This window comes from Maritalea mediterranea (genome assembly GCF_021568695.1).
Taxonomy (GTDB): domain Bacteria; phylum Pseudomonadota; class Alphaproteobacteria; order Rhizobiales; family Devosiaceae; genus Maritalea; species Maritalea mediterranea.
Genome location: NZ_JAKGTI010000003.1, coordinates 133,494 through 144,942 on the forward strand (window position 1 = coordinate 133,494; position 11,449 = coordinate 144,942).

The 11,449-nt window shown below is 53.8% G+C and carries 11 protein-coding genes; 6 read left to right on the forward strand and 5 right to left on the reverse strand.

Annotation, left to right across the window (positions count from 1 at the left end):
* Nucleotides 1–104: 104 nt before the first annotated feature.
* A complete protein-coding gene (locus tag L1I42_RS13500) occupies nt 105–1,070 on the reverse strand; it encodes a helix-turn-helix domain-containing protein (RefSeq protein ID WP_236115203.1) in 966 nt (321 codons plus the stop codon).
* Between the two features lie 117 nt (nt 1,071–1,187).
* On the opposite strand from L1I42_RS13500, the gene L1I42_RS13505 reads away from it, so the two are divergent.
* Nucleotides 1,188–1,448: a hypothetical protein gene (locus tag L1I42_RS13505; RefSeq protein ID WP_236115204.1), complete on the forward strand. Its 261-nt coding sequence runs from the start codon at nt 1,188–1,190 to the stop codon at nt 1,446–1,448.
* A 193-nt stretch (nt 1,449–1,641) separates the two neighbouring features.
* On the forward strand, nt 1,642–4,278 hold the full coding sequence (gene clpB, locus L1I42_RS13510; protein ID WP_236115205.1) for an ATP-dependent chaperone ClpB: 2,637 nt from the start codon (nt 1,642–1,644) through the stop codon (nt 4,276–4,278).
* Nucleotides 4,279–4,341: 63 nt separating this feature from the next.
* On the opposite strand, the gene L1I42_RS13515 is transcribed toward clpB, so the two are convergent.
* Both L1I42_RS13515 and L1I42_RS13520 read right to left on the reverse strand, forming a co-directional pair.
* The gene (locus tag L1I42_RS13515; RefSeq protein ID WP_236115206.1) at nt 4,342–4,716 is read right to left on the reverse strand and encodes a hypothetical protein; all 375 of its coding nucleotides are present in this window, start codon (nt 4,714–4,716) and stop codon (nt 4,342–4,344) included.
* The gene (locus L1I42_RS13520; RefSeq protein ID WP_236115207.1) at nt 4,713–5,510 is read right to left on the reverse strand and encodes a hypothetical protein; all 798 of its coding nucleotides are present in this window, start codon (nt 5,508–5,510) and stop codon (nt 4,713–4,715) included. The genes L1I42_RS13515 and L1I42_RS13520 overlap by 4 nt, the downstream gene beginning before the upstream one ends.
* Before the next feature lie 95 nt (nt 5,511–5,605).
* Here L1I42_RS13520 and L1I42_RS13525 point away from each other — a divergent pair, with 95 nt between their 5' ends.
* Entirely contained in the window at nt 5,606–6,205 is a 600-nt protein-coding gene (locus L1I42_RS13525) for a TetR/AcrR family transcriptional regulator (protein WP_236115208.1), read from the forward strand.
* A gap of 6 nt (nt 6,206–6,211) precedes the next feature.
* Here L1I42_RS13525 and L1I42_RS13530 read toward each other — a convergent pair whose 3' ends face one another.
* Nucleotides 6,212–6,643 (reverse strand): hypothetical protein, encoded by a 432-nt coding sequence (locus L1I42_RS13530; RefSeq protein WP_236115209.1) that lies wholly within the window; start codon nt 6,641–6,643, stop codon nt 6,212–6,214.
* Nucleotides 6,644–7,290: 647 nt separating this feature from the next.
* Between L1I42_RS13530 and L1I42_RS13535 the strand changes: the two genes are divergently transcribed.
* From L1I42_RS13535 to L1I42_RS13545, 3 genes are all read left to right on the forward strand, one after another.
* Complete coding sequence (locus L1I42_RS13535) at nt 7,291–7,623, forward strand: VOC family protein (protein ID WP_236115210.1); 333 nt, start codon at nt 7,291–7,293, stop codon at nt 7,621–7,623.
* Nucleotides 7,624–7,768: 145 nt separating this feature from the next.
* A complete protein-coding gene (locus L1I42_RS13540) occupies nt 7,769–8,299 on the forward strand; it encodes a DoxX family protein (protein ID WP_236115211.1) in 531 nt (176 codons plus the stop codon).
* Nucleotides 8,300–8,417: 118 nt separating this feature from the next.
* On the forward strand, nt 8,418–8,846 hold the full coding sequence (locus L1I42_RS13545; protein ID WP_236115212.1) for a CBS domain-containing protein: 429 nt from the start codon (nt 8,418–8,420) through the stop codon (nt 8,844–8,846).
* A gap of 14 nt (nt 8,847–8,860) precedes the next feature.
* On the opposite strand, the gene L1I42_RS13550 is transcribed toward L1I42_RS13545, so the two are convergent.
* Nucleotides 8,861–10,810: a M23 family metallopeptidase gene (locus L1I42_RS13550; RefSeq protein WP_236115507.1), complete on the reverse strand. Its 1,950-nt coding sequence runs from the start codon at nt 10,808–10,810 to the stop codon at nt 8,861–8,863.
* Nucleotides 10,811–11,449: the final 639 nt, after the last annotated feature.

An 11,449-nucleotide genomic window follows, 5' to 3' on the forward strand; every position in this document is an offset into this window, starting at 1 on the left:
GATGCGCCTCAGCCCAAATTGAGTGTGGGCGATGAGGTGACGGCAGAAGTGCCGGAGAAAAAGGCCGCAGCGGCGGAATAGATAAAAGGGCGGTTCACCGCCCTTTATTTTTGCCTGAAATTTTCGCGATAGCGGGCCGGACTGATTTTCAGTTGCGTGCGGAAGTGGTGGCGCATGGTTTCCGGCGTGTTGAACCCGGCACGTTCGGCAATTTCATCCATGGTGAAATGCTCTTTTTCTAATAAGCTGCGCGCAAAGGCCACGCGCTCGCGGGTGAGCCATTGGTTGGGGCTTACTCCCATTATCTCCTGAAAACGGCGCATCAAGGTGCGTTCCGATAAATGACAGAAGGCCGCCAATTTTTTCACTGGCCAGGGCTGGTCCAGTTGCTGCCGCACCTGATCCAGATATTTGGCCAGGCTGCCTTTTTGCGGTTGCGCCAGAGGGCGGGGCACAAATTGTTTTTGGCCACCTTCGCGATGGGCGGGCAGGACAAGCCGTTGCGCCATGCGATTCGCTTCTGCGGCGCCTAACTCCTGCCGCACAATCTCCAGCCCAAGATCCAGACCGGCAGCGGACCCAGCCGAGCTCATGATTTGGGCATCGCCACAATAGAGCACATTTTCTGCTACCTGTTCGTTGGTGGCTTCGGCCTTGAGCAGATCGAGATATTGCCAATGGGTGGTGATGGTTTTGTTGCGCGTCAGCCCGGCGCGCAGCAACAAAAATGTGCCGGAGCAGATGCACATAAAGCGCGCTCCCTTGAAAAGGGCGGCCCGCAATGCTGCCGCCACCTCATCATTTACCTTCTTGTCCGGTGGCCAGCCAGGCACAATGATCAGGTCAAAGTCCTTCAGCCGATCCAGTTGTACCGTGCAGGGGACACGCAGGCCCCCGGCCAGCCGCAAATCACCCGATTCGATTGCCACAGTCTCGGCTTTATAAAGCGGGGCGGTGGGGGACTGGATGGTGTCGAACATTTCCACCGCAATGCCATATTCGAAGGTGCACAGCCGGTCATAGGCGAGAATGGCGACTTTCTTTGGCGCGTTGGCTTTTGCTGTGGGCATGGCAGGTCTCCTGGGTTGGCGGTATCTTAACGCATCTCATTGTTTCCGCCAATGGCTGGTTTTAGTCTCGGCTAAGGGGTAAACTGTCCTCATCCTTGCAAGAATTTTGAGATGATGATGTTTGAGGCAATTTGGATTTGGTTTGAAGCCAACGGGTTCAATATTTTTATGATGGGCTGGCTGGTCGCGCTTGCGGGCGCGATTGTGCATACGATCGGCGGGGGCTTTAAAGACGGTCCCTCAAAAGTGCCGGTGCTGGGCAATTATGAAGAGGTGAAAAAAGGGCAAAAGGGCTTTCGCCAGCAGCAGGTTGCGGGCTGGATTTTCAAGGCCGGTTTCGCGCTTGTGCTGATCGGTGGATTGCTGCATTTTTTATAAAAAATAGAGCCAGTAGAGCGCTTTCTTTGCCAATAGCTCTTTTTTCGCCGCGAAGCGTACCTATATCTAAATCAACAGTCCGGCGTGCCAAGAATGGGCGCCAATGGACAAGTTGAAACAAACAACGCTTCGAGACGTTTTAACCCGTGCTTTTTAGGCGGATTGAAATGGGCGAGAGATGGAGAGTTGAGATATGAATATCGAAAAATATACCGAGCGGGCACGCGGTTTTATTCAATCTGCCCAATCTGGGGCCCTTTCTGCTGGCCACCAGCAATTTACGCCTTTGCACCTGCTCAAAGTTCTTTTGGACGATAAGGAAGGCATGGCATCAGGCTTGATTCAACGGGCCGGTGGCGATGCCAAAGCCGTGCATGCGGCAACGGAAGCGGCGCTGAAAAAGATCCCTTCAGTTTCCGGTGATGGTGGTCAGCTATATTTGAGCCGTGAATTGGCCAAAGTGTTTGAAACAGCCGAAAAAGCTGCGGACAAAGCAGGCGACAGCTATGTCACCGTCGAGCGCCTGTTGCTGGCGCTGACCATCGAAAAAGATAATGAGGCGGGCAAGGCCTTGGTCGCTGGTGGGGTCACCGCCAATGGGCTTAATGACGCGATCAATGAATTGCGCAAGGGCCGCACCGCCGACAGTCAGAGCGCCGAAGAAGGCTATGATGCCTTGAAAAAATATGCCCGCGATTTGACTGAAGACGCGCGGGCGGGGCGTTTGGACCCGGTGATCGGGCGGGACGAGGAAATTCGTCGCTCGGTCCAGGTTTTGTCGCGCCGCACCAAAAACAATCCGGTGCTGATTGGTGAACCCGGTGTGGGTAAAACCGCCATCGCTGAAGGCTTGGCCTTGCGGATCGTCAATGGTGACGTGCCGGAAAGTCTGAAAAACAAAAAGCTTTTGTCGCTGGATATGGGCGCGCTGATTGCCGGTGCGAAATATCGGGGTGAGTTTGAAGAGCGCTTGAAAGCAGTGCTCAATGAAGTGCAGTCAGAAGAGGGCAAAATCATCCTCTTTATTGACGAGATGCACACATTGGTGGGCGCCGGTAAATCGGATGGCGCGATGGATGCGTCCAACCTCTTGAAGCCAGCCTTGGCACGGGGTGAGTTGCACTGCGTGGGCGCAACCACTTTGGACGAATATAAAAAGCATGTGGAAAAGGATGCGGCCTTGGCCCGCCGGTTCCAGCCCGTCTATGTGGCGGAGCCGACCGTGGAAGATACGGTCTCGATTTTGCGTGGCCTGAAAGAGAAATATGAGCTGCACCATGGGGTGCGGATTTCTGACAGTGCGCTTGTCTCTGCCGCCACCTTGTCCAACCGCTATATCACCGACCGGTTTTTGCCCGACAAGGCCATCGATTTGGTGGACGAATCATCCGCCCGCTTGCGCATGCAGGTGGACAGTAAGCCCGAAGCCTTGGATGAGCTGGATCGCCGCATCATTCAGTTGAAGATTGAACGCGAAGCGCTGAAGAAAGAAACGGATGACGCTTCAAAGGCACGGTTGGAGAAATTGGAATCCGAGTTGTCCGATCTGGAAGAAGAATCCGGAGCGCTCACCCAACGCTGGATGTCAGAAAAAGAACGGCTGGGGGCGGAGCAAAAGCTCAAGGAAGAGCTGGATAAGGCCCGCACCGAGCTGGAAAACGCCCAACGGTCCGGCGATCTGGGTCGTGCTGGCGAGTTGGCCTATGGTGTTATTCCCGATCTGGAGCAAAAAATTGCCGCTGCTGAGGCAGACGATGATGCCGGGGCCGACAATGTCACCGAAGCCATGCTGGAAGAAGTGGTCAGCCCGGCGCACATCGCCCATGTAGTGAGCCGCTGGACTGGTGTGCCTGTCGATAAAATGCTCGAAGGCGAGCGCGACAAGCTGTTGCGCATGGAAAATGAGCTAGGCAAACGCGTGATCGGTCAGCACGAAGCGGTGGCCGCCGTCTCGAAAGCGGTGCGCCGTTCACGGGCCGGGTTGCAAGACCCGAATCGCCCGATAGGCTCCTTCATGTTCCTCGGGCCAACCGGCGTGGGTAAAACCGAGTTGACCAAATCTTTGGCCGATTTCCTGTTCGACGATGAAACCGCGATGGTGCGGCTGGATATGTCCGAATTTATGGAAAAACATTCGGTTGCCCGTCTGATTGGCGCGCCTCCAGGCTATGTGGGTTATGATGAGGGCGGTGTGTTGACCGAAGCGGTCCGCCGTCGGCCTTATCAGGTGATCTTGTTCGACGAGATCGAAAAAGCCCACACAGACGTGTTCAACGTGCTGTTGCAAGTTTTGGACGATGGTCGCTTGACCGATGGTCAGGGCCGCACGGTCGATTTCCGCAACACGCTGGTGATCATGACCTCCAACCTGGGGGCCGAATATCTGGTCGAGCAGCAGGAAGGCGAATCGGTTGATCTGGTGCGCGGCAAAGTGATGGATAGTGTCAAAGCGCATTTCCGCCCCGAATTCTTGAACCGGGTGGATGAGATCTTGCTGTTCCACCGCCTGGCACGGGCCGATATGGGCGCGATTGTCGATGTGCAGTTGAAAGGCTTGCGCAAATTGCTGGATGAGCGTGACATCGCCATTGAGCTGAGCCCCGCCGCCCGCGACTGGATCGCCAATGAGGGCTATGACCCTGCCTATGGCGCGCGTCCGCTCAAGCGGGTGATTCAACGCCACTTGCAAGACGAGCTTGCCGAGCAGATTTTGAGCGGCAAAATCGTCGATGGCCAGCGAATCACGGTGGATGTGGAAGGCAACCAATTGACCTTCACCGCCGACGGCACGAGCATTGACGACAATGAGGTGCCTGACGCCGCCCAATAATTCACTCTCCTCCTCAACGATGAAGGAAGCCCGGTGCTTTTTTAAGTGCCGGGTTTTCTTTGTTCAGGCCGATTTAGGGCCGTTCCGCATTACCACCGCAGCAAAAACCAGTATAGCGCACAGCGTCAACAGTGCACCGATGGCGGCCAGAGCTTCGGTAATGCCCAGCTCAAAAAGCGCAATGCCCGGTATCATGGTCCATAGGCCTAGGCTTGCCAGCGCAAAATGGACGGTGGCCATACGTTGGCGGCTGGCGATAGGAACGGCCTGATAGAAAAGCCCATATAGGGCGAAGCTGACCCAGCCCACTAGATTAAGGTGGCCATGAACGGGGGCGAACAGAAAATCCTTCGACCCGGCCATATAAATGCCCAGCCCCACGCCGAGCAGCAGATAAACAAGGGCGGAGATAAAAAACCAAAAGCTGAGCCTATTCATGCTAATCCCTCCGTCAATTTGGTAGACAGGAACGCCTTGGGCGCGGCGCTGCCAGCGGTTAATGGCGCGCCAAAGCACAGGCTTTCCACATCATCTACCCAACTGGTCAAGGTTTTGCGTTCCTTTACCAGCTGCGCCACGGGCGTCGCCATGGTCCAATGGCGCATGGGCGCCAATTGCCCATAGACCGACAATTCCTCAATTTGTGGATATTGTTTTTGCGATTGCGGGTCGACTGTGCGGGCAAAACCTCCGGCCTTTATGAAGCTTTCGAGCGCCGTCAAAAGATCGTCGCCTAGCTGCACAATATGGGTCTGACTGTGACGCGAAATGCCACGCGCATAAAGCTGCTTTGTAAATTGGCGTTTAACCAACATGAAAATGATTGGGGCAAGCGGGGCCGGCACCGAACCGGCAATGGCCTGCTTGATAAAGGCCAGCCCTTGTGGGGTCTCGAATAGCTCCCATTCCAAAATTTGATGGAAGCGTTCTTCAAAGGCCACTTTAAGGCTATGACCGGCGGCGATTTGCGGGTCCATTAAATCCTGGTGCAGGTCAATCGCTTTTGTTTTGGCGATGCTGCGAATAATCACATCGCTATCAGCGATGAGGTTTCCCTCCATTTCAACCCAAGGACTTTTACCCTTCGGTCCTTTGCCCGTATTCATTTCTGCTTCAAATTGATAGTCAATTTTGTGTGCGTTTAGCCAGGCGAGCAGCTTTAGAGCAAACGGTCCCGAAGTGGGTAAACCCCAGGCCGGGACAAATCCAAACACTTTTATGGGTTCAGCCATTGCAGTCGTTCCCTTATTGAAATAACTTACCAGTGGTAAAATAATTGCTTACCATAGGTAAAATGTCAAGACCCAACCGAATGTAGGGGAAATGTATGGCCAAGCGCACGATTACGCGGGATCAGATTGTTAAAGAAGCGCACAAATTGGTACGGGCTAAAGGGGCTCGCGCCCTAACCTTTGAGGCGGTAGCGCGGCAAATGGGGGTCACCAAACAGGCGATTATTTATTGGTTTCCGAAAAAGGGCGCGTTGATTGAAGCAATGTTGCTGCCTTCATTGGAAGCCGAGGCGTTGGCCGGGCAAGAAGCAGCGACACGCGTTGAAACTGATCGGAATGTCCGTCAACGATTCGCGGCAGCTATTGTTGATTTTCATCTCAGCGATTTAGAGCGATTTCGCACCATGTATCTTTCCCCCCAATTAACCCCTGATGCCTTTGCAATGGTCACAAAGGGCGGTCATCAGGTTTCGAGCAAGGTGCATGCGGTGACTGCACAAATGTATCGGACTTTGGCCGAAGCGTTGATCGCCGAAGGCTTCGCGACAAGCGACACCGCCCGGCGTAAGGCCTTTTTGCTCCACACCAATGTTCTGGGGCTGGTGCTGATGGCATCACTCTCTGATGCGTTGAATGATCCTCTGGCGCATGATTTGGCCGATTTGCGCGTGACCCTCTTGGCACAGTTAGCTTAGGATATTTCAACCTTCGCCCGGTTTGACGATAATCGACAGCGCAATCACCACTGCTTGTGCAATAAAGGCGAAGAGAGGCAGATAATAGTCGCCCAGAACTGCCGACGAAATAGCGTAGGACCAGGCCAGAAAGGCCAGTGGTGTTACCGCCAAATGGGCTTTTTTGCTCGCATTGTCCGGCGTATTTTTAATCACATAGAAAATGGTGACGATGAAAAACAACGCGATCAGGATGGCGGCGCCGATCAGCTTTTCATTGTCGCTGAGCGCCATAGCGATCAAAGCCGAATAAAGCGCGGTGAAACCGGCCAAAATTTCGGCCGGCACATATTTGGCAATGCGCTCAATCGCGCCGTCCTTTTTGCCTTTGGCACCCTCTTCCGATTTCACTTCAAAATCGCGCCCTGTCGGCGGCGCAGCAGTGACCCAACGTGACATATGTTCCTCCCAAAACCCTGTTTAAAGTATAACTTAATTACGCATCGGCTTTTCACAACTGTCAATGGCGAGACTGGGGTTTGGCCACCGGGTCCGAATGGTCCGGCGCGAAATGGGACGTTGCCATCATTGCGTCTTAGGGCGTTGTCCCAACTTATTCCCGGTGCGCTCAAATCTCTGTTTGGGCAAGGCTTTGAAATTCCGAGCAAAACGCGCCGCGCGAAAAAATGTGAAGCAAACTTATCTCCGGTCTCTGGGCCCATGTTAAAATGGGCGTATCTTCTTGACCGCGTGGGCTGCTGACGGGTGGTGGCGGTGCATAGCCTCGGCTGTGTGAGAAGAGATTGGTGTAAAGTCTGGACGCAGACTTTGCCGTCCATTTGATATCAGCTCGACACCGAGGGCCAATCTGATTGCGATCAGATTGCGGGACTATTGGGTCAGCATCCCGGATCCCTCAAATTGGCGCGAAAAAACCGATCGCGCGAGGCGTATATCGTCTCTTTTATTATCGATGTGAACGAGACCTGGTGCGCCTCGCGTCCCACATAAACGCTGTGCCCGTTGGTGCCGCGTTCCTTGCGCTGCCTGATTGACTCTGTTGCGATGAGTGGATAGAACAAAAAAAGAACATTGAGGGGCGCGTGATGCAATTGGAAATAGACTATATTGAGTTTCAATCTGACGAATATGAGAAATCCAAGGCTTTTTTCGAAAAGGCGTTTGGCTGGTCCTATGTGGATTATGGTCCGGATTATGCTGAGATTCGCGATGCCGGGGTGACGGGCGGTTTGGCGCGGGCCAACAAGGTGGAGCCGCCCTTGGTGATCTTAAAGACAAGCGATCTGGAGGCAGCGCTTGCGCAAGTGGAGCGCGCCGGGGCGGAGATTGTTGAACCAATCTTTTCCTTTCCCGGCGGGCGACGGTTTCATTTTAAAGAGCCGGGCGGCAATGTGATGGCGATTTGGTCTGAACATTAGTGCGCTGCTACAATTAAGGCGTTTACGCTTCGCGAATGTCGCACTGCCCGATGGCGAATATCTATTGCCATTGGCAAATTGTCTGTTTCATGCGGTTGATGGGTGGGGCACCTGGCAAGCTTTACACAGCTTGTGAGGATTAAAGATGCAAATTGATGATTGGGCCACCAATCTGTTGCCCTATAAGAATCTGATGTTTTTGAGTCTGATATTAATCGGGCCGTCGTTCATGGGGTTTTTGCTGCGGTGGGCCGAACTCGGCCCCAAGGTTGCCCCACCATTTTGGGGACGGGTGGGCATTGCGCTTTTTCTGGTGATGACCGCCAGTGCCCATTTCACCGATCCATTGGCCATGGCGGCAATGTTGCCCGGATTTGTGCCCTTTCGGGCCGAGCTGGTGGTCTTGACTGGGTTTTTAGAACTTGGCCTTGCTGCATTGCTCCTCTATCCACCCATGGCCTACCGGGCGGGCTGGGCAATCATAATAATGCTGATGGGCTTTTTACCTGCCAATATCTATGCCGCGCTGAATCATGTTGACTTTGGAGGGGCGGCAATAGGCCCTGCCTATTTGCTGGTGCGCGTGCCTTTCCAGTTGTTGATCGTCGGCTTTGTCTATTGGGCCTGCTTGCGTGTCCAGCATGTGTCAGTACGCGAAAGTGGCGCATTGGTTTGATTGCGTGTCTGCGCGATTCAGCTTATCATTTTTATAAAAGGGTGGTGCCCCTGGCGTCACCTGATTTTTAAGAGATGTTTTGAGCTGATTAAACGACCAGTTGGATGAGGAGGAGCTTATGCGGATTGGCGATATTATTGAGGAGAAGGGCAGCCAGGTCTTTACCCTGAGCGAATCAGCCAAGGTGGCTGATGCGGTGGATATGCTGGGCGAAAACAATATTGGCGTGGTGGTCATCACCGGGGCCAACGATCAGGTGGTTGGCATTCTGTCCGAGCGCGATATTGTGCGACGTTTGCGAGAACATGGGGCTGCCGCGCTTGAGAGTGGCCTTGATAAGTGCATGACCCGCGACCCGTTTACCTGTTCACGTGACATCAGCCTGAATGAAGTCATGGGCACCATGTCCAAACGCCGTATTCGTCATATGCCAGTGGTAGAAGAGGGCAAGTTGCTCGGTCTGGTCTCCATTGGCGATATCGTGAAGCGCAAAATTGAGGAATCGGAACGCGAGGCAGCGGCTCTGCGCGATTATATCGCGTCGTAATCGGCCCCGGTCGATTAGGGGGTCGCTTGCGCCACATTGAGCGGCGCACTGGCTTCGCGTGACATCAGATCATTGATTTGCGCCATGGTTTGTTCAAACCGATCTCGATATTGGTTGGGCAAAGATTTGTCTCGCGGCAGCCGTACGCTGAGCGGATCGACGGTGCGTCCATTGATTTTGATTTCATAATGCAAGTGCGGGCCGGTGGAGTAGCCGGTGGACCCCACATAGCCGATCACCTGGCCCTGCCGGACGCGGGTGCCAGGCTGCATGCCGCTGGCGATGCGGTTCATGTGGGCATAGGCGGTTTGGTAGCCGTTCGCGTGGTTCAACTCGACATAGCGACCGTAACCGGAGACCCATTGGGCGCGTTTCACCACGCCATCGCCCCCGGCATAGATTGGGGTGCCTGTGCGTGCTGCCAGGTCGACCCCAGTGTGCAGTTTGCGGGTTTTGAAAATCGGGTGAATACGGTAGCCATAGTTTGAACGTAGACGCCCCCCGCCTTCCAGAGGACGGCGCATCAGGAATTTCTTGCCGGTCTGGCCATTTTCGTCAAAGAAATCGACAACACCATCTTCGGTCTGGAACCGATACATGTGCCGTTCCGTGCCGGCGAGTTCGAGCCCGATATAAAGCAGTTCTTTATTGCCGTTTTCGTCCGGCTCAGTTTGCAGCAACTGGATCTGATCGCCTGGAGAAATCTTCTTGGTCAGATCCAGATCGTAGGCAAACATGGCGACGATTCGCTCAATGGTGGCATCTTTCAGGTCCAACTTGCGCCCAGTCTCGTATATGGATCGGTAGAGCGAAGGTAGATTGGCGACATTGATTTCCTCAGTATCCTCTTCGGGCAGCTCAATGCCTGGTGGCGGCGCGCCGAGGACATAGCGGCCCTCATCCGTGCGCGCCACGGTGACCAGATGCCGTTCATCCGCATTATAAAGACTCAACAAATAGGGAATTTGGGTTTCCGTACCCGGCTCCAGCCCAAACAAAATGCGCATGCGAAACCCTTCACGCACTTCGGTCGACGGGTTCACCGACCGCATCGTGCGCTCAATGGCGGCAACCATGCGTTCGGTAAAACCGTTTTTGCTCAAGACGTCGCCGATCGGGGCTGTTTTGCGCACAGAAATGATGCGTTCGGTTCGGGCTGTCTCGTTGGCGGCAGGTGGCGATTTGGGGACAATTGATACGTTTTCTGCCACAGATGAGAAGCCATCAGACACGACTGACAATTCGCGCAGGCCAGGCACGCTTTCGGGCGCATAGGCCAGTAGGGCCGAGTCGCTGCCAGAGAACGCCCCCTCAACAGTTGTGCGCACATATTCAGCGGCTAAGCGGTCGTCGATGGCTGGCTCCGGTGCAACATTGATGTTAAGGCTCGCTTCCTTTACAGCAACTTCGCCCTCCACTTCGGCACCATAAATATCGGTGTTGATGGTGCGGGCGTCCTCCGCCAGGGCGATCGGTTGGTTTTTGCGCAGCAACGCGATCGGATCATATTTCGGGATGTCGGCGGATAGTGACGTGGCCGATGTGGCCAAAGTTGCATTGATCCGCAAAAAGGGTTGTCGGCGGATACGGTCTGCGCCGTTCACCGTTTCCCGGATACTGGCTTCAATGATTTCCCTGTCAGAACGGGTGGCGGCGACAGGACGGACGCGATCAGATTTCTCGGTCACGAGCGTGCCATCTGCACTTGAGCTGCCGTCATCCACCAAGTTGGGGCTGAGGGCTGAATAGGGCGTGGCAAAGTCACCCTTACCGTCAAATGACACATAGAGTGCGCTGGCCATCAGCAACACGCCGGTGACGCCGGTCAGGATGGTGCCGCTCAGCCAGGACAGTGAAATTTCCCGACCATGAGGCATGTGTCCATCATGGGAATTGAGTGTTAATGCGGGTGCATCGCGATATCCGGCAGATTTCAAAAGCAGTTTATGCTGTTTGAATTGCATGGGTGTCACGCGATACGCTCCTTGGTGGCTGCACAATTAAGCGCTTTTATATGGCACATATTTGTGATGTGGCGCAAATGGACTGAAAAAACCGCCGCGGGTCTTTATAATGAGACCCTCAAATGCGCCAGCGAGTTGCAGCCTTTATTGGCGGTAATTGCGGCAAAAATCGGTCACTCCTTTATAAAGTGAAGCCGTATTGAATTTGAGTGGTAAAGAGACTACATTAATGCAGTCGTCGTTGGACTGATCTGCGCGGGAATAGGCGCATGTCAAAAAAAGTTCATGTTTTTGAAAAAGGGCTGTTGACTCTGAAATGCCCTCGCCCTATAACCCCCGAGCGCTGAGGGAAACGGGCTCACGAAACACCGGCGGAACTCAGATAACCAACTGAAAAATAAATCAAAATTTAATTTTCAGATTGGGTGTTGACAGGGCGAAAATAAAGCACTATCAACCGCATCTCTTGAGCGTTAAACATTCAGGTTTGAATGTTTAATTTTCAAGATTTCAGATTGAAAATAGGTTCGCCTATTTTGGAAATCGAGGACGGGCCCTAGGGCACGTCGGTTCTTTGACATTGTGAATGAGAGAAGAAAGAGAAACGTGGACGGCGAGGTCCTTGCGGATCTGGTTTTA

Bases quoted from the DNA above. Each gene is read 5' to 3' on its own strand.
- L1I42_RS13505 (WP_236115204.1), top strand. From the start codon at position 1,188: ATGTTTGAGGCAATTTGGATTTGGTTTGAAGCCAACGGGTTCAATATT.
- L1I42_RS13515 (WP_236115206.1), bottom strand. From the start codon at position 4,716: ATGAATAGGCTCAGCTTTTGGTTTTTTATCTCCGCCCTTGTTTATCTG.
- L1I42_RS13545 (WP_236115212.1), top strand. From the start codon at position 8,418: ATGCGGATTGGCGATATTATTGAGGAGAAGGGCAGCCAGGTCTTTACC.
- L1I42_RS13520 (WP_236115207.1), bottom strand. From the start codon at position 5,510: ATGGCTGAACCCATAAAAGTGTTTGGATTTGTCCCGGCCTGGGGTTTA.
- L1I42_RS13500 (WP_236115203.1), bottom strand. From the start codon at position 1,070: ATGCCCACAGCAAAAGCCAACGCGCCAAAGAAAGTCGCCATTCTCGCC.
- L1I42_RS13535 (WP_236115210.1), top strand. From the start codon at position 7,291: ATGCAATTGGAAATAGACTATATTGAGTTTCAATCTGACGAATATGAG.
- L1I42_RS13540 (WP_236115211.1), top strand. From the start codon at position 7,769: ATGCAAATTGATGATTGGGCCACCAATCTGTTGCCCTATAAGAATCTG.
- clpB (WP_236115205.1), top strand. From the start codon at position 1,642: ATGAATATCGAAAAATATACCGAGCGGGCACGCGGTTTTATTCAATCT.
- L1I42_RS13530 (WP_236115209.1), bottom strand. From the start codon at position 6,643: ATGTCACGTTGGGTCACTGCTGCGCCGCCGACAGGGCGCGATTTTGAA.
- L1I42_RS13550 (WP_236115507.1), bottom strand. From the start codon at position 10,810: ATGCAATTCAAACAGCATAAACTGCTTTTGAAATCTGCCGGATATCGC.
- L1I42_RS13525 (WP_236115208.1), top strand. From the start codon at position 5,606: ATGGCCAAGCGCACGATTACGCGGGATCAGATTGTTAAAGAAGCGCAC.